Here is a 22609-nt window from a genome sequence, read left to right as displayed (position 1 = left end):
GAGAATGAAATTAGTGGCAGGATTTATAAATTGGCAAGTTAATCGCTAAATTTACATTTTCGAAAGAGGTCTATTATATGTTTTATGGTCTTAGCTTTGTTCCTACATTATTATTGGCGTGGGCAATGATTAATATTCAATTGAAAATCAATGCCATCCAAACACAAGACAATAACGATCACTTTTATCTGGGTGAATCATTAGGTTGGATTACATTAGGGAGCTTTATGGTGATGTTTGTGATGATTATATTGCAGTGTTTATTATTATTTGCTATTCCAAGCAGTGATAAATTACAAGGACAACAAGAACATTATCCTTTTCTTGCTCAAGTCATTCGTTTTCGCAAAATTGCATGGATCGTGACTGTTTGCTATCCTTTCGCCTACTACCCTTTTATCCACGTGGTTAGTTAAAACTTCCACCCAAAGATATTAAGGTAAGCTATTCAGTACCTTGTTCACATACATAAAAATAGGGCTGTATCGCCCTATTTTACAATCTGCATCAAATGAAAAATTAGCTTTCCACCATTTGTACCACAATCAAACGTCCACCATAGGCTTGAGACAATAGAATCTGCTTGCCATCCACCAGTTCAATTTTTCCACCAATCGGAATGACTTGTTTAGTTGCTACATCCATCAAATCAGGTAAATTTTCATTGACCAGCCACCAATGCTCTTGATGGAACACAAAATAACCCACACGTTTAGTTTGTTCAGCACTTAATCGTTCATTCGGGGCAATTAAAGCATTGGCATGCCACGCAAATAGCGATTGCCCTGTCCACACCATCAAACGATGATTATCTGGTCTAAAACTACCTGCTTGACGTGATGAATATAAATTCAGCACAGGTAATTTACCTTTGAATGGCGTTTTGCAAAATGGACAAACAGGCTCAGTGCTGTTATCAAATACATACCACGCTTGACCGCAACCTTTATTTTGACAAGGCTGTAGCAAATCTACAGTTTTAACCAAAGCCGTTTCCCAATCATTGGCAGTTGGACGTTCTTGTGGATCGTGCAAACCTGTGACAAAACTTTTTAAAAATAATTCTTTCAGGTAAGGCCCAGTCACATCAAACGGTACTTGTGCAGGATCACCCCATGGCAACGAACTAGAGCGGATTTGGCTCAGATTAACACGGTTACTGCTATCTGTTGGATGCTCGATAAATAGTGCCTTTTCGCCCATACTGAGATTTTCATCATTTTGCGTATCATTGACATCATGCACTTTGCCACCACGCAACGGATGACGATACAATAAATACATATAAATCAACACTGCCAAAGCATGGCGATCGGTCATGATATTGGGCAGATGACGATTGGGATCTTGTTTATCCAAATGATTGGTTTTCACCACTTCAGGGGCGATAAAATCTGGCGTACCCACTACATCAGGCGGATATTTATTCGGCACAACCAAGCCATCGACATCAATCACGCAAGCTTGACCCGTCACAGGATCGATCAAAATATTTTTATAAGACAAATCGGAATGTGCCAAACCAGCGGCATGCATACGACGCACGGCACGGGCAATGCTGAGGCAAATCTTGAGATAAGACAACCAATTGCCCTTTTCTCTTTCGTCCAAAAAGCGATTTTGGTTATTGGCACTGGCAAACCATTTGCCTTCTTTTTCCTTGCCTTTGATACCCAAAAAGTCATTATTTTTTGAACCAAATTCAAAGAAAAATTGTCCTTGATAAGTCGGTGCAACGATGCCCAATAAGCCGTTATGTTCAACCAAAGCATAAGGCCAGCAGAATAATTTTTTCCAATAATCACCACCTGCACCATTAAAAATACCTTGCCATTTATTACCGACAATTTCTTTTAGGCGGTCTTTTTGCTGTTCATAATCTTGTTTGGATTGATAAAACTTATTTTTGTCTTTGTTAAAAAAGCACACCACATAAGATTTATCGGGCGAAAAATACACATCTTTCATCGCACCCGAGCCAATGATGTCATCCACATAAGCGATGGCTTGTCCATCCGTGGTTTGGCAATGTATGGTCTTAGTCATGCTTGCTGTCCTTTTCGCTATCTGTTGGATGATTCAATTGCTGTTCAGTCGATGGATCTGACGGCATATTTTGGATTAAATTATCCATTTGCTCAGAGATACTTAATTCATCAGTAGGCTGATTTTCGGCAATACTATCGGTTAAATTTTGTACATGTTGGCTTGCAGTCAGCAATAGCAAAGTACGGTCATCATGATGTCCTTTGGCAAAAAAATGCGACCAATCTAGCAAGGCTTGATTTGGGTTGGCTTGTGCAAGATTCGGCAGAATATCTTGTTGCCAAAATTCATGCCATTTTTCCGCAGATTGCAAATTGGCATCAGTATCAAATTTTGGATCTGAAATACCATCTGTCATTAACATCACGCTATAATCACCTGATAAATAACGAATATTAGTACGACTGGCGTCTTGATAAATATCAGGACTTAAAAATTGTGTTTGCCCTGCATATTCACCACCATCAGGCTGATTCATCAGTACCACATGCTCAGCACTATAAGCACAAATCGCCCCATCACCCACCGCAAAACTGGCAATAAAGGTTTTATCCGCTTGCTTTTTGACGACTGCAATCAATAAAGTGGTGGCAAAGTCACGTGGTTTTGCATCAATTTTATTCGCTTCATGCTCAATCGCTTTGATGGCATCTAGACTGGCGGTTTGGAATTGGCGGTAAAAATAATTAAACAATTCATTGGCAGCATTTTGCGTATCAACATCATCGCCTTGCCCAATTTTCCAATGGCTTAATAATTCATCTAATGCTGAATGTTTATCGGCAAGAAAACCTCTCAACACATCACCAACTGTATCGCAAGCCAGTTTTGAACCTAAGCGAGAAAACTTAGCACTACCTGCCCCATCGGCTGCAATCAAAATCGACCAATCGCTGTCTTGCAAACGCTGAATATGAAAATCATCATCGCAGTACGTCCCTGCATGGGCATGCGAACGCCCACGACGACGTGTCGCATAGACATGATAATCATCATGCACGATACTTTTCATTTCAGTGTGCGGTTTGCCATAGGCAACCGTTGCATCAGGCTCAACGTCTTTCCACATATCGGCAGGGTTGGCAATCACAATTAGCTGTACTGTGGCGGCATGCTTTTGCTGAGTTTGCGGATCGATATAATCAAAACTTAATAAAAATTCACCATCTTGACTTGGCTGACCGACAATCATTTGTGTCGCTGCATCAAAAGTTAAGCCAATTTGCTCAGGAAAATGCACTTGATGTTGAATGATGTCAATATCTTGCTCAATCGGGCTATGCATACGAATTTTTGATTGATAGGCTTTGCCAACATGGGCAATATCAACTTTAAAAAATGGCATTTTCACTTTCTCACTGTCTGACGTTGCGGTCGCTGCGGCTTGGTCTAAACTATTATCTAAACTACTATCTAAAATCGGGGCTTTTAAATCATCGCTTTTAGGCTGATTTGTTGCCAGTAACGTATCAGAAATTGGCTCGGCAATACTATCCGTTTTTGTACTGTCAATTTCTATGCTGTCAATGTCTGTACTTTCAGCTTCTGTACTGTCAGCTGTTGCTACAGCTAAAGCCTGCTGTGCTGAGTGTTCTGCCTTTTCTACTTCATCTTGCTCAGCATTGTTTTCAAATAAACACAAATTATTTTCCGAAAATTGTTGCTGTGCAAGCCGTTGTTGCAAAGCATCACGGTCAAATGTAGCTAGACGACCTTGTAACAAAATCTGAGCCAACACATCATTCGCATCACATATTTGATGCTCAGTATAAATCACTTCCGCCAAATCATAGACGGCATTATAAACCGTAGGCTGACGGCACAAATACGCCAAATCATCGCTACTCATATTTTGAAAAAAGGCTTGCACAATATCTTTAATCTGATGATTTTCAGATGAATTCAAATGTTCGTTCTGTTCTGCCATGCTATTTTTCCTATTTTATCTTTTTCAAATCAGCACTTTAACCACGTCCACGTTTGACATCAAAACCTTCATCGCCACCTTGTCCAAAGCTGACTTGACGACGACACCATGGACACACCACATATTCAGTCTCGCCATCGTAACACATCAAATTGCCACAACCACACATAGCAAAAGCCGTTTCCGCACCGCAACACGGACATTCTGGGGCACCTTTAAGTAGATTGGTATTGATTTCTTGCACCGCATGATTGACATCCGTCCAAGTAAAATAATCATCATCAATCGGACAACACAAACTTAAAGCAAAACGATCATATTTTAAATTTAAACCCAAATCGACTGGGGCTTGATAAGCGGTTTCACGTTCAAATTTCATCAAATAAGGGCGAGCGGTATTAGCACAGCGTCCCACCAAGGTCACACATTGATCATCAACCTGCTCTTTGGGTTTTGCTTGGTCTTTCATCAAGTTGAGATAATGTTCGCTGAAATTATCGCTACTAAATGGCACACCTGCCTGTTCGGTTTTGCCTGCACCCAAGCTTTGGCTATGCGTTAAAATCGAAGAACTTAACCATTTAAAAAACTTTTTAAAATTATCATCGTTCAATTCTTCAAATGCCAAACAATTTGGCGTCAATTGTTTTAATACTTCAAAATCAACGCCTTTACCCAAGCCAATCGCCACCAAAGTACAACGTCGGCTATAGTGTTTTTGCCAACGATAAATCATATTTTTACATTCATCCGTCGGGCGACCATCGGTAAATAAATATACCATCGGTTTCCAGTCGCCTTTGACATCGGGCGTGGATTTGATGAGATGACGATCCATTTCATTCATCAAGTGTTCTAATGCCTTGCCCAAACTGGTTCCACCACCCAAAGGCAATCGCACTGGATAATAAGCATACAATTCGACCAAAGGCACAAGCGTACGGACAATGCCTGCAAAGGCAATCACCGATACATATACCGTTTCCAAAGCATGGGGATCTTTGCGTAAACTGGCAAGGATTTCTTGGATACCGTATTGCATCTGTTGATGATTACTGCCTGCCATGGATTCTGAACAGTCCAAAACAAAATATACTGGTAAACGACGCATGTTTTTATCCCTTATAAGTTTTTAAAAATTAAATGGTCATAATCTATTGATCACAATACTAATTGTACTTCTGGCGGTGGCGGTGGTAATGCCCCATCTTGGCTAACCCCTGCACTATTGCTACCTGCCACAACGCTTGCCGATACCCATTTAAAGAAACTGGCAAAGCTGCTGGCATCCATGGTATCAAGCACCACCACTTGATCGGTTAATTTTTGCAAGCTATCCACTTTGGCTTTTGGTCCTGCGGCACAGGCAATAATGGATGCAAAATTTAAATTTTTAATCACAGGCAGCATTTGATCATAGGCATACACATCAGATGGCGAGCCGTCAGTCATCAAAAACAATAATGGTCGCCAATCGCCTTTTTGTTCATCCGTACTTTTGATAATCTCCTGATTGGCACGCTCTGCTAATAGCTCTAACGCCGCACCCATAAAGGTTGCCCCTGCACTCGGTACGTCAATTTGACTGAGTTGCACCTGATCCAATGGCGTCAAAGGCAAATATACTTGGGCTTGCATATCAAAAGTAATAATCGACAAATACACACTTTCTAAGGCATACGGATCTTGTCTTAATGCCGAAAGCATGGATTGCAAACCGACATTGACCGACGAAATTGGTTCACCACGCATAGAACCAGAAGTATCTAATAAAATATAAACAGGTAAACGACGCACGCCCATGATGACTCCAAAATTAATATCTATTTGATTTTATTGAAAACGTTGTAACCAAGAAACAAAGCTATCGGCTGGTGAAGATTCCCCAATGGCATTAAAATCCCAATGCGAGCCGTTACGTACCAATTCAGCAAACAATAGCGAACATTGTCCTGCATATTGCTGATGCGTGGATAAATTAAAACGCACCATTTCTTTGCCATTGGCATCTACCGCACGAATAAAGGCATTATCCACTTCACCAAAATGCTGTTTGTTTTTAATACCATTATAAATTTGTACAATAAAAACAATGCGTTGATATTGTGGACTCAAATCATTTAGACGCACAATGATTTGTTCATCATCGCCATCGCCCGCACCAGTACGGTTATCACCCGTCAGCCAAATCGCACTAGAAAAATGTTTTAAGTTATTATAAAAGACGATATCACTACTTGCCATATCTTCGCTTAAATTGGCGATACGTCCCTGCCCGTCTAGCAAAAATGCCGCCACATCAAGGTCATATTCGCCTTTACCCATCAGTTTGGAAAAAAAGCCCTGCTTTTTCATATCCCAACCTAGACCAATCACGACTTTGGATAGGTCATATTCTGATTTTTTTAGGCTAATACCTTGTCCTTTTGCTAAAGTAACTGCCATGTGTTGTACTCCTGTCAAATGTAACTATTTCAATTCTAAATCAATTTAGATGATGACCAAACCAACAACAGATAATGATTAACTTATAACACAAAATCATTACCTGTTTATTGCAAAGATGAATTGATGAATTACAGTACCAATTTCACTTCTGGCGGTGGCGGTGGTAGATCATTGGCACTTTCAATGTCTTTTTTATTTAAATCAACTTTTTGACTACCCACTGCAATACTTGCTGATACCCATTTAAAGAACGCTTTGATGGCATTTTCATCCGCCACAGCAAGCTCGACCACGATTTCAGTAATTTGTTTGAGAATACTGGTATTGGCTGCATCACCTGCGGCACATGCCACGATTGTTCCTGCTTTGGCAGCTTTGAGTTTTGCCAATCCTGCTTGCCAATCATCGGTTGGAGCACCATCGGTCATTAAGAAAATCAACGGTTTCCAATCGCCTTTGACTGTGGCAGTGGTTTTAGTGACTTCGGTATTGATTTTATCAGCAAGTAATGCCAAAGCATCGCCCAAATGGGTTAAGCCAGTCGCTTCGATATTTGGCATTTGAAAGCTGACTAACTCGGTCAAAGGTACGACTTGTTTGGCTTATGAGTCAAAAGTAATAATCGATAAATAAGCCGTTTCTAGGGCATGTGGGTCTTTACGCAAGGTTGATAACAATACTTGCACACCATTTTTTACGGCTTCAATTGGCTCGCCATGCATAGAGCCAGACGTATCTAATAATAAATAAACAGGTAAACGACGCATCTTTTTCTCCGCGACAATTTGAATAATCCTTAAGCTTCACTGTACTGTATTTTTGTGCAAAAATCATCTGTTAAATTGGTTAAATTTTGCTGAATGATAAAAAAATGGAACTACCCTTAAAGCAGTTCCATTTTTTGCATATTGTTTAAATAATCAATTATTTAATACGCATATCGCCTGTTTCAACAAAACGTTGATGCCATGACAATGCTTCTAGCAACAAGTGTGGTGTTTGCAAACCGCCACCTGATTTTTCAGCACGAGCATAATAATCACGCAACATATCACGATAGTCTGGGTGTGAACAGTTTTCGATGATTAATTTAGCACGTTCACGCGGTGCTTTACCACGTAAGTCCGCCATACCTTGCTCAGTGACTACAAACATCACGTCATGTTCAGTGTGGTCATGGTGCGATACCATTGGTACGATACTTGAGATTGCACCGCCTTTGGCTGTTGATGGTGTAACGAAGAATGAGAAGAATGCGTTACGTGTAAAGTCACCTGAACCACCGATACCGTTCATCATCTTGGTACCCATAACGTGGGTTGAGTTGACGTTACCATAGATGTCCGCTTCGATCATGGCATTCATACCAATGATACCGAGACGACGAATCAACTCTGGATTGTTGGTGATTTCCATTGGACGCAAGACAATTTTGTCACGCAAAAATTCGATATTATCGTTAAAGCGTTGCAATGCATCTGGGCTGAAAGACAATGCTGTTGCAGATGCAGATTTCATTTTACCTGCAATAATCAAGTCTAACATACCGTCTTGTAATACTTCGGTATAACCTGTCAAATCTTCAAATGGTGCATCCAAAAGACCTGCCAATACAGCATTCGCTACGTTACCTACACCTGATTGCAATGGTAATAGGTTTTTCGGTAAGCGACCTGCTTTCACTTCATGACCTAAGAAATCAATGATTTGTGCAGCGATGCGTTTTGAATTTTCATCTGGATCAGCAAATTTACTGTTACGGTCAAACGAATCAGTAAATACAATCGCAACGATTTTATCCAAATCACATTCTAAATAAGGTGTACCAATACGATCGCTTGGTTGTACCAATGGAATTGGCTGACGATTCGGTGGTGTACCAATGTCAAAATACACGTCATGCATGGTTTCAAGCAATGGATTTTGCTTGGCATTCACTTCGATAATGACTTTTTTAGCCGCTTTGAGTACTTCGTTACAGTGACCGATACCCATTGATGGAATGATTTTACCATCTTCTGTGATACCTGTTGCTTCGATGATTGCAACTTCCATATCACCATAAAAACCTTGGCGAATTTGTTGCTCAACGTGTGACAAATGCATGTCTTGGTATGCAGTATTACCCGCATTAATGTTGTTACGTAACGTTGGATCTGATTGGAACGGGTTACGGAACGCAATCGCATTCGCTTCTGCCAATACGCCATCACATTCTGGTGCCGTCGATGCACCTGTCACCATACGAATCGCAAACTTCTCGCCACGTGCATGAGCAGCTTTGGCTTGTTCAGCGATTGCGGTAGGTAATGCTTTTGGATAACCTGCACCAGTAAAACCACTGATACCAACCAACATACCATCTTTTACAAAAGTAGCAGCTTGTTCTGCTGAGCAGACTTTGTCATGCAAAGACGCTAGGCGAATACGATCTAAAGACATGTGTTTCTCTCTATCAAAGTGAGTATATAAATAAGGAACAATCCATCACTCGATTGTAGCTTGCCATTGCCCCAAAAGGCAATTGTTATCATGCTAAGGTCTAAATTTTTTTACAATGTAAATCTAGGCATTTGGGTTATAAATGTTCGGTGATTTTCTGGCGAAAACGTTCAAAAGCGTTTTCATTTTTTTCATCCGCTACAGGCAACTCCAAAGGCAAATAGACTTTGACTTCCAAGCCACCTTGTTTCTGATTAGCCAGTACGATACGCCCTTGATGTAATTCCACAATACGTTTAACAATTGCTAAACCCAAACCACTACCTTGTACTGTGCGTGCTGATTCACCTCGTGTAAAAGGTTGCATGAGGCTTTCAATGTCTTTGTTGTCAATGCCTGTACCATTATCCGCCACACGAATCACCAATGCGTCTTCTTCACGATATGCATCAATTTCAATCGGTTCTGCACCATATTTTTTGGCATTATTAACCAGATTCGCCACAAGACGTTTTAGTGATAATGTACGTGCAGGAATTTTGGGAATATTACGAGCCTGAAAACGAATATCTAAAGTTTGAAACTGCACTACGATTTCTTGTAATAATAGATTCACATCAATCAATTCAATCTCTTCATCCGAACCATCTCGCATAAATGAAATAAATTGATTTAAAATCGCATCCATATCATCGACATCATAGATCAAGCCTTCTTTGACAAAGTCATCAGGAATCATCTCTGCTGTAAGACGAATACGCGTCAGAGGCGTACGCAAATCATGTGAAATCCCTGCCAACATGATACGTCGTTCTTGTTCAGTCTGTTGGATATTGCTCATCATTTGGTTAAAAGATAAATTAACTTGGCGAATCTCTAAAGGACCATGATTGGTGACCAAATAAGGTGCAGTACCTGTTTTGGTGTAGCGATTGGCGGCATTTTGTAGGCGTTTTAATGGACGGTTTAATTGTCTTACCAAAATCAATACAATGACCATGGTCAAAAATGGAATACCCAATAACCAAGCAAAAATTAATTCCGCACTATAATTGGCATAACTTGGCAGTGGTTCTTTAAGCCACTTGTTTGGCATAGCTGGTGTCTTGATCCACAGCTGTGGCGTAGGCTTAAATTGAAAATACACCGTCACTTCTTCAGGTGCAACGTTCATTTGCTTGGCAATCGATGCACCCAAACGATCTGTGATAATCTCAGCGATATATTTTTCTTTGACATTTGGAAAGAGATCGGCATCATCTACGACTTCCACCCCCAAACGCTCTTTCATCCATGCATCGACTTTGACAGGCTGATGTCTATAACTAAATTCAAATTCTTTATCTGTTAAAAAATCAATCTGAATCGCAATATATTTTGCATGTTGTTTAATTTCAGGCAAATATAAAGTCCGCCAAAATAGCCAAACAGACATCCACAAGGTAAACAGACTGACTAATGTCACCAAAAGCGTGGTACGCATCGCCGCCGAACGTGGTTTGAAACGATCTAAAAATCGCTCCCAAGAAGTACGTTCACGCTCACGATAAGCAGATGAAATATCAGAATAATAATGTGGTTGTTCGTTCATAATGAATTAGATTGTATTGGATTGACACGTTGCTATCTTACTATGTATTGCATCAAAATAGCATTAAAAATGGGCGTGCAATATTTATCACACGCCCACTTTTTAAAAATTATTCCATACCATCTGGTACGAAGACATAACCTACGCCCCATACAGTTTGGATATATCTTGCACGTTGTGGATTATCTTCAATCAAACGACGCAAACGTGATACTTGCACATCAATCGAACGCTCCATTGCCCCCCATTCACGACCACGTGCCAAATTCATCAATTTGTCACGAGTTAGTGGCTCACGCGGATGTTGTACCAAAGCTTTGAGTACTGCAAATTCACCTGTAGTCAAAGTCACCACTTGTCCTTCACGTGTCAAAGTACGTGTCGATAAATCTAGCGACCACGAACCAAAATTCACGACCTCTAATTGATGACTTGGTGCTCCTGGCACTTCACGGATCTGACGGCGTAATACAGCACGGATACGTGCGAGCAACTCATTTGGGTTAAATGGTTTTGGTAAATAATCATCAGCACCTGCTTCGAGTCCTGCGATACGATCTGTATCACTACCACGTGCAGTCAGCATGATAATCGGTGTGTCCAAACCTTCTCCACGCAAACGGCGACAAATACTCAAGCCGTCTTCTACAGGTAACATAAAATCAAGCACGATCAATGAAAAAATCTCACGTTGCAACAAGCGATCCATTTGCGTAGCATCATGAGCAGTCTTGACTACAAAACCTTTATCTTCCAAAAAACGTTGCAATAGCGTACGCAAACGTACATCGTCGTCGACAACCAATATACGATCTACTCGATCAGCATCAGAGCGTACTACTTCTTCGCCATCTACGGACGTTACTAAACTCATCATATACTCCTATTTTTGTTGATTGCTTGTGCTTATCATAAACCATTCATCATTTTCTATACCATACATAAACTACCAATAGTATAGACTCAGATTTCAACAAATGATCGAACAGCATACTTTGTCCCAAATTTAGCAAAAATCTTTATCTTTGTCATAACTTAGCAACCAAATTCAAACAAGTTTTTTCATTGCAAATCATTCACTATGCTCAATCCATTCCGTTTTATGAAATACATTCTCCAATTTATTTTAAAATTTCATAAAAATCAAAATATTAAAAATACATTCATGTTAGATTATAATTATTGATTAGCTGTATTTAAAGAATAATTTCTGCCCAACAAACACCGCAATAAACATCAATGCCATGGTCAATACAATCGCCAAACCTGTTGCCAAATCTAACCACGCACTACCCCAAAGCCCTGTAGTCATTGCAATCTCTGCAACCAACCATGCAAAAAACAACATTTGTTTTGGTGATTTTGCCAACAAACGCCCTGTCAAAGCAGGAATAACCAGCAAGGCACCCATCAATAACGAACCAACTACTTGTAATGCAATGACCGTAAATAATGCCAGTACCAACATAAAAATAAGACGGTAACGAGTACTGGACAAGCCTTCACTCTGTGCAATATCTTCCGCCATACTCAAGCGTAATTGTGCTTTCCATGTTATTGCCAAAACCACACTACCAAAAATAATCACTGCCAAAAGATAAGGAATCATTTGCCATGTGACGGATAATAAATCACCAAAAAGATAACCCATCACTTCCGCACGTAACGCAGGAATTTGTTGTAATAATAACAAACCGCTACACAGCAAAGCTGATGAACACAATGCTAACAAAGCATCATTTGGCAAACGTTTATCTTGTAAATTCGCCAGAATAAATACCAACAATAACGCATTGGCAATCACACCAATCCACAATGGCAAACCCATCAAACCAGCAATCGCTAGTCCCAACAATGTACCGTGTGCCATGGTATCAGCGAAAAATGCCATTCTTCGCCATAGCATGATACAACCTAAAGGTGCGGTCAAAAAAGGTAAAATACTGCCCATCAACCATGCTGGTGCTAAAATATTTAGCCATTCATTCATGATAAGAATCCTATTATACGATTATGGTTGAGTGTGTTGATGTGCTGGATGCTGACAAGCATCATGATGATGTTGATACCAGACTTTATGCCCAAAAATCGCTTGATATTCCGCATTATGTTGAATCTGCTCTGGCATACCTGTACAGCAAATATGATGATTTAAGCACACCACACGGTTCGTTCCTTGCATCACCCATTGCAAATCATGCGACACCATCAACACCGTACAGCCAAAACGCTGTGGCAAAGCTTGTACATAATCATATAACTCTTCTTCCGACTGAATATCCAAGCCTTGCATCGGCTCATCCAAAACCAATAAATTTGGCTTTTTGAGTAATGCACGTGCCAATAGCATACGTTGTCTTTCACCACCCGATAGATGATGTACCGAATTTGATAGTAATTTTTCTAGGCCTAATTCTTGAATAATCTGCTGTTGATAGCTTTTGTCTGCTTGTTCCAAATTTAGCATATCAATCACACGCATTGGCAAGCTTGGCGATGGATGAAATCGCTGTGGCACATAACAAGCGTGAACTTTTTGGTGATGAATAATTTGACCTTGTGAAGGTTTGATGATACCCAAAATGACTTTTACTAAAGTCGATTTCCCTGCCCCATTTGGTCCAATCAGAGTCACGATTTCCCCCTGAATCAGATCTAAATTAATCTGATTCAAGATATGACGCTGTGCAAATTGCACTGAAATATTTTCTAAGCTCAAGAGCTTAGGTGAGGCAGAATTCATGATTTACCTGAGGATTAGACCAATTTTTTGGAATCAAAGCAGCGGAAAATTTTCAAATGACTTAAGCTGATAATTAGCCTAGCAGTGTGCTTCATCCAAGCTACTACATTTTTGACATAAGCCACTGATTTCGATTGTGCTATGCTTTGCAACAAATTTTCCTTGATGTGCAATTCTAGACAGTTCACCAAACAATTTATCTGCCGAAGTTTCTTGTACCAATTGACAATTTTGACAGATTAAAAACGCTGCCTGATGCCCTTCTCGTGGATGACAGCAAGGAATAAAGGCATTAATCGAGGTCAGACGATGTACCAAACCCAGTTCTAATAAAAAATCTAAAGTACGATACACAGTAGGTGGTGCAGCTGGGCGACCATTTTTACTTTTGATTTTTGCCAATAAGTCATAAGCACCGACTGGACCCTGTGCTGACAAAATAAGCTGTAAAACTTCTTGGCGTAAAGGCGTAAGCTTACTGCCTTCTTGCTCGCACAATTCGATTGCTTGTTGTAATCGTTCCTCAACCGAACCATGGGAATGTACACCATGCAAAACATCATCTTGGTGTTGCGTATGTTCGTTACAGGCTTTGCTCATCTCTACTCTCTCAATGCTATTAAAAAGCAAATAACAATGATGGTTATGCTTAGACTAACATGGCATCATTTCTTGTGATATCTTAGCACGTTATATCATACGCTAGCATAAAATTTTGCGTCATTTTGAATTTTATGTTATATAATAACATAACTGCAACTTAAAAACAGACTTAGGAAACATCTCATGTCACAGCAAAAACTTTCTTTTGCAAAAAAGGTTTTAACAGCAACGATTGGCTTGGGTTTGACCAGTATTTTGGCAACTACCGCAGCTTATGCTAAAGATTTTGTGGTATCTACCCAAACCTTATATTTGATCGCAAAAGAAGTCACTAAAGGTGTCGAAGAACCTGTATTACTGATTAATTCTCATGACACAGGTCATGATGCTCAGCTCACACCGAAAGCACGTCAAGCGATGCAGGATGCTAAGCAAATCTTATGGTATGGTAAGCAATATGAGGAATCTTTAGCCAGTACTTTGGGTAAAGATAAAAAAGCGATTGCGATCTACGATTATAATCTTGTGCATCGTTTGCCAGAGCGTGATGTCAATGGTAAACCTATCGCAAATACATTAGATCCACATGTTTGGTTAGATCCGATGAATGCTAGCCGTATCGCATTCTTTATTGCCAATTTACGTGGACAACAACTACCTGCTCAAAAACAAAAACTTCAAGAAAATGCACGCAATTTTAGCAAAAGAATGGCAGATGCCAGCCGTGCCAATGCCAACAATCGTGAACAACCATATTGGGCTTATCACGATGCATATCAGTATTTAGAGCGTAGTCTAAACTTGAAATATGCTGGTGGCTTGACAGCTGATCATCATCTTGCTCCTACTGCTGCACAGATTGTGAATCTAAACAAATCTCGTCCAAAACCAAATATGTGTTTATTGGCAGAATACGATGCAGACAGTTCGTTGCAACAAAAACTTGCACCAGTAAAAATGATGCGTGTGGATGAAGCAATGTCTAAAGAAACCGATTTTGTACAAGGCTGGATCAACCTTGCCAATACTGTAAAAAATTGCACACAGTAATTTGAATAAAATCAAAAATAGCGTCCTTGTGACGCTATTTTTATAACATTACGCTGTAACAACAAACAAAAATTCAAACGATTTTGACATTTAAAATTTTAAACAAAGTATTTCTCAGCATGATAACCAATTGGCAATTTTGGCAAATTGCCAAGCTTTTTTGTAAGCTTTTGCCCTTTTGTGACTTTTTAAATACCCTTTTAGTCTGATAATGATTGCATGTTAGCAATGCCCACTTTATAATATTGCCGATTAACAACAATTTTTAACACAATTGTTCCAATACACTTGATCGGCAACTGCGAGGCACGTGCGATGAGCCATGCAAACCGAGGTGGACAACAAACTGCTCGTTTGGTCGATGCACGTTTGGCAAAAGCCTTGACTTTGTTACAAGCCTTAATGATACCGATAGCAGCGATATTGGCTTGGCTAGTACAGGATAATGTTGCTGCAAAGAGTGCAGCTTTAGGTGCAGGATTGTACTGGTTGGCAAGCGCTTATTTTGCTTGGCAATCCTTTAGAACTTCGGGAGCGAGAGCATCTCAATATGTTCTGAACAATATGTATAAAGGCATGACTGGAAAATTTGTGATAGTGATTGTCGGTTTGATTTTAATTTTGACCCAAGTAAAACCCATCAATATGCTGGCAGTATTGGCAGGCTTGATGCTTGTGCAGGCGATGGCGTGGCTCGCCCCGTTTTGGCTACACAAATACAGTAAAGCTTGAACAGCTGTTTTGTTTTGTGGGATTTTTTATTGGCTAAAAAAATCTGACTGATAGCGAAAAAATTTGATTCGTATACTGCTTGCAGTGTACACCACCGTAATTTTTTATTGACCAGGTGTGATTTATGGCTGCTGAAGGACATACCCTCACTTCGACAGAATATATTCAGCATCACTTGACCAACATGACTTATGGCAAAATGCCAGACGGTACATGGAAATTGGCCGAGAGTGCTGAGGAAGCTCATGCAATGGGTTTCACTGCGATTCACTTGGATTCAATGGCTTGGTCTATCGGACTAGGTATCATTTTTTGTTTATTGTTTTGGATTGTTGCAAAAGCTGCAAACAGCGGTGTACCAACCAAATTCCAATCAGCAATTGAAATGATTATCGAGTTTGTAGATACCAGTGTTCGTGATACGTTTCATGGCAAATCACGCTTAGTTGCACCACTCGCCTTGACGATTTTTGTCTGGGTATTCTTGATGAACTTGATGGACTTAATCCCTGTGGATTGGATTCCTTATCTAGCTCAACAAGTCGGTGCACATGTGTTCGGCATGGATCCGCATCATGTTTACTTTAAAATTGTTCCATCAACAGATCCAAACATTACCTTAGGTATGTCTATGTCTGTATTTGCGTTGATTATTTTCTATAGTTTACGCGAAAAAGGTGTGGGCGGTTTTGTGGGTGAATTGGCACTCAATCCGTTTAATCCAAAAAACCCTATCTTAAAAGCGTTATTTATTCCAATCAACTTAATCTTGGAATTGGTAACCTTTATTGCACGTCCTATCTCATTGGCGTTACGACTATTCGGTAACATGTATGCAGGTGAATTGATCTTTATCTTGATTGCATTATTGCCGTTTTATATCCAATGGGCGTTGGCAGTGCCATGGGCGATTTTCCATATTCTTGTTATCACCTTGCAAGCCTTCATTTTCATGATGTTAACTGTCGTGTATTTGAGTATGGCGAGCGAAAAGCATTAACGGTAATGCCAAGCTACAGTGTATTGTAGTTTGGCGAATTTTTTATTTAAACTTGGTTTAACCAACTTCCTTGAGGAATTTGATATGACAACATTAGGTCTTGTTGCAATTGCAGCTGCTTTATTAATTGGTCTTGGTGCTTTGGGTACTGCGATTGGTTTCGGTCTTTTGGGCGGTCGTTTCTTAGAATCTGTTGCTCGTCAACCAGAACTTGCTCCACAACTTCAAACTAAAATGTTCTTGCTTGCAGGTCTTCTAGATGCTGTACCAATGATCGGTGTAGCAATGGGCTTGTACTTCATCTTTGCTAATCCATTTGTAGGTTAATTAGCTTTATCCTGAAACCCATTTTTTAAGGAATAAGCGAACATGAATATCAACCTAACCTTGTTTGGACAAGCGATTTCATTTGCAATCTTCGTTGCATTCTGTATGAAATTTGTTTGGCCACCATTGATTAATGCGATTAGTGAGCGTCAGCGTCGTATTGCTGATGGCTTGAATGCTGCTGAACGTGCCAAGGCTGAATTGGCTGATGCACAAGCACAAGTCAAAGTTGAAATTGATGCTGCAAAAGCTCAAGCTGCGCAATTAATCGAACAAGCTAACCGTCGTGCTGCTCAACTTGTTGAAGAAGCGCGCACTCAAGCAACTGCTGAAGGTGAGCGTATCCGTAAACAAGCACAAGAAGCTGTCGGTGTAGAAGTCAACCAAGCACGCGAAGCTCTACGTCAACAAGTGGCATCGCTTGCCATTGAGGGTGCAGAAAAAATTCTTGCCCAACGTGTTGATGAACAAGCTCATGATGCCATGCTTAAACAGCTGGCAGCAAAACTTTAAGCGAGGCGTAATATGGCTGAACTCTTGACCTTGGCACGTCCTTATGCCAAAGCAGCATTTGCTTATGCCGCTGAGCATCACACTGAAGACAAATGGTCTTCGGATTTGGCGATGCTAGGTGCAACGGTGCAAGACGCAGCATTTTCCGCTTATATCAGTAGCCCAGAACTCACCCCTGCACAAAAAGTTAAATCTTTTGTAAATGTGTTAGGTGCAGAGCAAACTACAGTTGCGATTTCCAACTTCTTAACGTTGTTGGCAGAAAACGACCGTTTAGCTTTGCTTCCTGATATTGCAGCAGAGTATGAATTACTTAAGGCTCAAGGCAACAACACGCTTGACGTGGTGATTGAGTCCGCTTATCCATTATCATCAGTGCAAGAACAAATGCTGGTGAGCCGTTTGGAAAAGCGTTTTGCACGTAGTGTCAATGCAAAGGTAGAAATTAAACCTGAATTGATCGCTGGTGTGGTAATTCGTGCAGGTGATGAAGTCATTGATGACTCTGCGCTGAACAAGCTTGAAAAAATGCGAACACGTCTTTTGGCACAATAAGTCTGACTTATTGAGCAAAGACCAAACATACAATATTGAGGTAATAGCGCAATGCAACAACTGAATCCATCCGAGATCAGTGCGCTCATTAAACAGCGTATCAGCGATCTGGACACCAGTGCGACCGAGAGCAATGAAGGTACTATCGTCATGGTATCTGACGGTATCGTGCGTATCTATGGCTTAGCGAACGCCATGTACGGTGAAATGATCGAATTTGAAGGTGGCTTGTACGGCATGGCACTGAACCTAGAACAGGATTCAGTCGGTGCGGTCGTATTAGGCAACTACTTGGGCCTACAAGAAGGTCAAAAAGCACGTTGTACTGGTCGTGTATTAGAAGTACCAGTCGGCCCTGAATTATTGGGTCGTGTTGTCGATGCTTTGGGTAATCCAATCGATGGCAAAGGTCCAATCAATGCAAAAATGACTGACAAAGTCGAAAAAGTTGCACCAGGCGTAATTTGGCGTCAATCGGTTGATCAACCTGTACAAACAGGCTATAAATCAGTCGATACCATGATTCCAATCGGTCGTGGTCAGCGTGAGTTGATCATTGGTGACCGTCAAACTGGTAAAACTGCGATGGCAATCGATGCCATCATTGCACAAAAAAATTCTGGCATTAAATGTGTCTATGTTGCGATCGGTCAAAAACAATCGACCATTGCTAACGTCGTACGTAAGCTTGAAGAAACTGGTGCAATGGCCTATACCACTGTTGTGGCAGCAGCGGCAGCAGATCCAGCAGCAATGCAATACCTATCTGCATACTCTGGCTGTACAATGGGCGAATACTTCCGTGACCGCGGTGAAGATGCGTTGATCATTTATGATGACTTATCTAAACAAGCTGTAGCGTATCGTCAAATTTCATTGTTATTACGTCGTCCACCAGGTCGTGAAGCGTATCCAGGTGACGTATTCTATTTACACTCTCGCTTACTTGAGCGTGCTTCTCGTGTATCTGCTGAATACGTAGAACAATTCACCAATGGTGAAGTGAAAGGTCAAACAGGTTCTTTAACTGCATTGCCAATCATTGAAACTCAAGCTGGTGACGTTTCTGCATTCGTACCAACTAACGTAATTTCGATTACTGACGGTCAGATCTTCTTAGAAACTTCATTGTTCAACTCTGGTATCCGTCCTGCTGTCAACGCAGGTATTTCGGTATCGCGTGTTGGTGGTGCTGCTCAGACTAAGATTATCAAAAAACTTTCTGGTGGTATCCGTACTGCACTTGCACAATACCGTGAATTGGCAGCGTTTGCTCAGTTCGCTTCTGACCTTGACGAAGCAACCCGTAAACAGCTTGAGCATGGTCAACGTGTAACTGAATTGATGAAGCAAAAACAATATGCACCTTACTCTATCGCAGAGCAAGCTGTATCTGTTTATGCATCAAACGAAGGCTATATGGCTGATGTTCCTGTGAACAAAATCGTTGCATTTGACGAAGCATTGATTTCGTATTTCCGCTCTGAAAAAGCAGCGTTAATGCAAAAAATCGATGACACAGGCGACTACAATTCAGACATCGAAGCTGAGTTTAAAGCAGGTATCGAGAACTTCAAAGCGACTCAAACATATTAATCAAAATGCATCATGGTGCTTGCCACGATGATGCTTGATAAATTTTGTTTGAATCACGGATTTAAGCATCAACAGTAAAATAGCTATTCTACTGTTGAGAATTAGGTTAAGCGTATGGCAAATTTAAAAGAAATTCGCGCCAAAGTAGCCAGTATTAAGTCCACGCAAAAAATTACGCGTGCGATGCAAATGGTTGCTGCGTCTAAGATGCGTCGTGCTCAAGAACGCATGGCTCAAGGTCGCCCGTATGCCGAAAATATGCACCGTGTAATCGCTCACTTGGTACAAGCCAATCCAGAATACAAACACCATTATATGGTAGATCGCCCTGTAAAACGCATCGGTTATATCGTTGTGTCTTCAGATCGTGGTCTAGCAGGTGGTTTAAACATTAACTTGTTTAAAAAAGTGGTTCAGCACGTACAACAGCAACGTGAGCAGTCAATTGAAGTACAGTTTGCTTTGATTGGTCAAAAATCGGTTTCGTTTTTTAAGAATTACGGCGGTAAAGTTGTTTCTGCATCTACCCAAATCGGTGATGCCCCAGAAGTGGAACAACTGACAGGTGCTGTACAAGGTATGCTTGAGTTATTTAACCAAGGCGAATTAGACCGTATTTATTTAGTGTCTAACCGTTTTGTCAATGCAATGACTCAAAAACCAGAAGTACAACAACTGGTTCCACTGGCACAAGCGAATACAGATTTGAATCTTAACCGTCAATATGGTTGGGATTATTTGTACGAACCAGAAGCAGAAAGCTTGCTGAATGGTTTACTTGTGCGTTACATCGAGTCTATGGTTTATCAAGGCGTAATTGAAAATATCGCCTGTGAACAGTCTGCCCGTATGGTTGCAATGAAAGCTGCAACAGATAACGCAGGTCAGCTGATCAAAGATCTACAACTCATCTACAACAAGCTGCGTCAAGCCGCGATTACTCAAGAGATTTCTGAGATCGTTGGCGGTGCCGCTGCCGTTTAACAGTTTTTATTTGAATTGAGGAGACAGCATATGAGTAGCGGTCGTATCATTCAGATCATCGGCGCGGTTATCGACGTCGAGTTTGAACGCAACAGCGTTCCAAAGATCTATGACGCTCTTAATGTTGATGGCACTGAAACTACCCTAGAAGTGCAACAGCAATTGGGTGATGGCGTGGTGCGTACCATTGCCATGGGTTCTACTGAAGGTCTTAAACGCGGTCTAAGTGTAAGCAATACTGGCGAGCCGATCTTGGTTCCAGTAGGTAAAGCGACACTTGGTCGTATTATGGACGTTTTAGGTCGCCCACAAGATGAGGCAGGTCCAGTTGAAGGCGCTACCAAGTGGGCTATCCACCGTGATGCACCTAGCTATGCAGAACAAGCAGGCTCTACTGAACTTTTGGAAACAGGTATCAAAGTCATCGACTTGTTATGTCCGTTTGCAAAAGGTGGTAAAGTTGGTCTGTTCGGTGGTGCGGGTGTAGGTAAAACCGTAAACATGATGGAATTGATCAACAACATCGCAAAAGCACACAGTGGTTTGTCTGTGTTCGCAGGTGTTGGTGAGCGTACTCGTGAAGGTAACGACTTCTATCACGAAATGAAAGACTCTGGCGTACTTGATAAAGTAGCCATGGTTTATGGTCAGATGAACGAACCACCAGGTAACCGTTTACGTGTTGCATTGACTGGTTTGACAATGGCTGAATATTTCCGTGACGAGAAAGACGAAAGCGGTAAAGGTCGTGACGTATTATTGTTCGTTGACAACATCTATCGTTATACCCTAGCAGGTACTGAAGTATCAGCATTGTTAGGTCGTATGCCATCAGCAGTAGGTTATCAGCCTACACTTGCTGAAGAAATGGGTGTATTGCAAGAACGTATTACTTCAACCAAGACTGGTTCGATTACCTCTATCCAAGCGGTATATGTACCAGCCGATGACTTGACAGATCCATCACCAGCAACAACATTTGCTCACTTAGATGCAACAGTTGTATTGAGCCGTGATATTGCATCTCAAGGTATCTATCCTGCAATCGATCCATTAGACTCGACTTCTCGTCAGTTAGATCCATTGGTTGTTGGTCAAGAGCATTATGACATTGCACGTAACGTACAAAACGTACTGCAACGTTATAAAGAGCTAAAAGACATCATCGCAATCTTGGGTATGGATGAATTGTCAGAAGAAGATAAATTGGTTGTTTACCGTGCGCGTAAAATCCAACGTTTCTTCTCTCAACCATTCCACGTTGCAGAAGTCTTCACTGGTGCACCAGGTAAATATGTTGCTTTGAAAGAAACGATTCGTGGCTTTAAAGGCATCTTGGCTGGTGAATTCGATCATATCCCAGAACAAGCATTCTATATGGTTGGTGGTATTGACGAAGCGCTTGCAAAAGCTGAGAAACTATAATCACACTTGTCGGAGATTGACATGGCAAAAACGATTCAATGTGATGTCGTCAGTGTGAAAGAGTCGATTTATTCGGGTCAAGTGACCCGTCTAATCGCCAAAGGTGCGGGCGGTGAGCTAGGTATTTTACCTGGTCACGCTCCATTGGTTACCCTATTACAGCCTGGACCGATTCGTGTTCAACTGGACAGTGGCGAAGAAGAAATCGTCTATGTATCAGGTGGTGTAATGGAAGTACAGCCGCACGTCATCACTGTATTGGCAGATACTGCTATTCGTGCCGATAATTTGAATGAAGCAGCAATTTTGGAAGCACGTAAAAATGCTGAACAATTGCTTGCTAATCAAAAAAGTGATATTGATGCCGCTGCTGCTTTGGCTGCTTTGGCTGAGACTGCTGCACAGCTTGAAACATTGCGTAAAATCAAAAACCGTGCAATGTAAATTCCCAGTCGAATTTATCTTGTATGTAAGCCGTCCCTTTGGGGGCGGTTTTTTGTTTCGAATACTGATTAGTTCTTATATAAAATATCCTTACAATCTTGATTTTACTAGGGCGTGTTGACAATTAACGCAAATTGATTATTGTTGCAGCCAGATAGATATTAGCAGCAAAAGATTCATCGG

Annotated in this window: 22 protein-coding genes and 1 pseudogene; 11 read left to right on the top strand and 12 right to left on the bottom strand. The window is 40.9% G+C overall.

What is annotated here, in order from left to right; translation table 11 throughout:
* The first annotated feature begins 77 nt into the window (after positions 1 to 77).
* Complete coding sequence (locus tag ACEYX7_RS06875) at positions 78 to 416, top strand: hypothetical protein (protein WP_374900356.1); 339 nt, start codon at positions 78 to 80, stop codon at positions 414 to 416.
* A 103-nt stretch (positions 417 to 519) separates the two neighbouring features.
* Here the strand turns inward: ACEYX7_RS06875 and ACEYX7_RS06870 are convergent, their stop codons facing one another.
* From ACEYX7_RS06870 to ACEYX7_RS06815, 12 genes and pseudogenes are all read right to left on the bottom strand, one after another.
* Positions 520 to 2046, bottom strand: coding sequence for a helix-hairpin-helix domain-containing protein (locus tag ACEYX7_RS06870; RefSeq protein ID WP_374900355.1), 1527 nt, complete (start codon positions 2044 to 2046; stop codon positions 520 to 522).
* Positions 2039 to 3973, bottom strand: a complete 1935-nt coding sequence (locus tag ACEYX7_RS06865; RefSeq protein ID WP_374806934.1) for a PP2C family serine/threonine-protein phosphatase — start codon at positions 3971 to 3973, stop codon at positions 2039 to 2041. The genes ACEYX7_RS06870 and ACEYX7_RS06865 overlap by 8 nt, the downstream gene beginning before the upstream one ends.
* A gap of 37 nt (positions 3974 to 4010) precedes the next feature.
* On the bottom strand, positions 4011 to 5084 hold the full coding sequence (locus tag ACEYX7_RS06860) for a TerY-C metal binding domain-containing protein (protein ID WP_374806935.1): 1074 nt from the start codon (positions 5082 to 5084) through the stop codon (positions 4011 to 4013).
* Positions 5085 to 5134: 50 nt separating this feature from the next.
* The gene (locus tag ACEYX7_RS06855) at positions 5135 to 5770 is read right to left on the bottom strand and encodes a vWA domain-containing protein (RefSeq protein WP_374803108.1); all 636 of its coding nucleotides are present in this window, start codon (positions 5768 to 5770) and stop codon (positions 5135 to 5137) included.
* Between the two features lie 36 nt (positions 5771 to 5806).
* Positions 5807 to 6418 carry a TerD family protein gene (locus tag ACEYX7_RS06850; protein ID WP_374803074.1) on the bottom strand — a complete coding sequence of 204 codons (612 nt, stop codon included), beginning with the start codon at positions 6416 to 6418 and terminating at the stop codon, positions 5807 to 5809.
* Positions 6419 to 6549: 131 nt separating this feature from the next.
* Positions 6550 to 7188 (bottom strand): annotated as a pseudogene (locus tag ACEYX7_RS06845) (vWA domain-containing protein).
* Positions 7189 to 7345: 157 nt separating this feature from the next.
* On the bottom strand, positions 7346 to 8863 hold the full coding sequence (locus tag ACEYX7_RS06840) for an acetyl-CoA hydrolase/transferase family protein (RefSeq protein ID WP_374803072.1): 1518 nt from the start codon (positions 8861 to 8863) through the stop codon (positions 7346 to 7348).
* A 136-nt stretch (positions 8864 to 8999) separates the two neighbouring features.
* On the bottom strand, positions 9000 to 10454 hold the full coding sequence (locus ACEYX7_RS06835; protein ID WP_374803070.1) for an ATP-binding protein: 1455 nt from the start codon (positions 10452 to 10454) through the stop codon (positions 9000 to 9002).
* A 109-nt stretch (positions 10455 to 10563) separates the two neighbouring features.
* Complete coding sequence (ompR, locus tag ACEYX7_RS06830; RefSeq protein WP_374803068.1) at positions 10564 to 11328, bottom strand: osmolarity response regulator transcription factor OmpR; 765 nt, start codon at positions 11326 to 11328, stop codon at positions 10564 to 10566.
* A gap of 312 nt (positions 11329 to 11640) precedes the next feature.
* Positions 11641 to 12444, bottom strand: coding sequence for a metal ABC transporter permease (locus ACEYX7_RS06825; RefSeq protein ID WP_374803066.1), 804 nt, complete (start codon positions 12442 to 12444; stop codon positions 11641 to 11643).
* Positions 12445 to 12465: 21 nt separating this feature from the next.
* Positions 12466 to 13197 (bottom strand): metal ABC transporter ATP-binding protein, encoded by a 732-nt coding sequence (locus ACEYX7_RS06820; protein ID WP_374803064.1) that lies wholly within the window; start codon positions 13195 to 13197, stop codon positions 12466 to 12468.
* 78 nt (positions 13198 to 13275) lie between these two features.
* Complete coding sequence (locus ACEYX7_RS06815) at positions 13276 to 13797, bottom strand: transcriptional repressor (protein WP_374803062.1); 522 nt, start codon at positions 13795 to 13797, stop codon at positions 13276 to 13278.
* A gap of 186 nt (positions 13798 to 13983) precedes the next feature.
* On the opposite strand from ACEYX7_RS06815, the gene ACEYX7_RS06810 reads away from it, so the two are divergent.
* The 10 genes from ACEYX7_RS06810 to ACEYX7_RS06765 all read left to right on the top strand — a co-directional run bounded on the left by ACEYX7_RS06810 (position 13984) and on the right by ACEYX7_RS06765 (position 22426).
* Positions 13984 to 14850, top strand: a complete 867-nt coding sequence (locus ACEYX7_RS06810; RefSeq protein WP_374803060.1) for a metal ABC transporter solute-binding protein, Zn/Mn family — start codon at positions 13984 to 13986, stop codon at positions 14848 to 14850.
* Positions 14851 to 15165: 315 nt separating this feature from the next.
* Complete coding sequence (locus ACEYX7_RS06805; RefSeq protein WP_374803058.1) at positions 15166 to 15582, top strand: ATP synthase subunit I; 417 nt, start codon at positions 15166 to 15168, stop codon at positions 15580 to 15582.
* A gap of 124 nt (positions 15583 to 15706) precedes the next feature.
* Positions 15707 to 16582 (top strand): F0F1 ATP synthase subunit A, encoded by an 876-nt coding sequence (atpB, locus tag ACEYX7_RS06800; protein WP_374803056.1) that lies wholly within the window; start codon positions 15707 to 15709, stop codon positions 16580 to 16582.
* 84 nt (positions 16583 to 16666) lie between these two features.
* Positions 16667 to 16909 (top strand): F0F1 ATP synthase subunit C, encoded by a 243-nt coding sequence (gene atpE / locus ACEYX7_RS06795; RefSeq protein WP_374803054.1) that lies wholly within the window; start codon positions 16667 to 16669, stop codon positions 16907 to 16909.
* Positions 16910 to 16951: 42 nt separating this feature from the next.
* Positions 16952 to 17422: a F0F1 ATP synthase subunit B gene (locus tag ACEYX7_RS06790; protein ID WP_374803052.1), complete on the top strand. Its 471-nt coding sequence runs from the start codon at positions 16952 to 16954 to the stop codon at positions 17420 to 17422.
* A gap of 12 nt (positions 17423 to 17434) precedes the next feature.
* The gene (locus ACEYX7_RS06785) at positions 17435 to 17977 is read left to right on the top strand and encodes a F0F1 ATP synthase subunit delta (RefSeq protein WP_374803050.1); all 543 of its coding nucleotides are present in this window, start codon (positions 17435 to 17437) and stop codon (positions 17975 to 17977) included.
* Positions 17978 to 18028: 51 nt separating this feature from the next.
* Positions 18029 to 19573, top strand: a complete 1545-nt coding sequence (gene atpA / locus ACEYX7_RS06780; protein WP_374803048.1) for a F0F1 ATP synthase subunit alpha — start codon at positions 18029 to 18031, stop codon at positions 19571 to 19573.
* 114 nt (positions 19574 to 19687) lie between these two features.
* A complete protein-coding gene (gene atpG, locus ACEYX7_RS06775; RefSeq protein WP_374803046.1) occupies positions 19688 to 20557 on the top strand; it encodes a F0F1 ATP synthase subunit gamma in 870 nt (289 codons plus the stop codon).
* A gap of 30 nt (positions 20558 to 20587) precedes the next feature.
* A complete protein-coding gene (gene atpD, locus ACEYX7_RS06770; RefSeq protein ID WP_374803044.1) occupies positions 20588 to 21982 on the top strand; it encodes a F0F1 ATP synthase subunit beta in 1395 nt (464 codons plus the stop codon).
* A gap of 21 nt (positions 21983 to 22003) precedes the next feature.
* Positions 22004 to 22426 (top strand): F0F1 ATP synthase subunit epsilon, encoded by a 423-nt coding sequence (locus tag ACEYX7_RS06765; RefSeq protein ID WP_374803042.1) that lies wholly within the window; start codon positions 22004 to 22006, stop codon positions 22424 to 22426.
* The last annotated feature ends 183 nt before the right edge of the window (positions 22427 to 22609 follow it).

The sequence above is a fragment of the Hubeiibacter jixunmingi genome, assembly GCF_041928215.1.
Classification (GTDB): Bacteria; Pseudomonadota; Gammaproteobacteria; order Pseudomonadales; family Moraxellaceae; genus Acinetobacter.
Note: the sequence above shows the minus strand (reverse complement) of the source record. Positions and strands in the feature narration are given on the sequence as shown.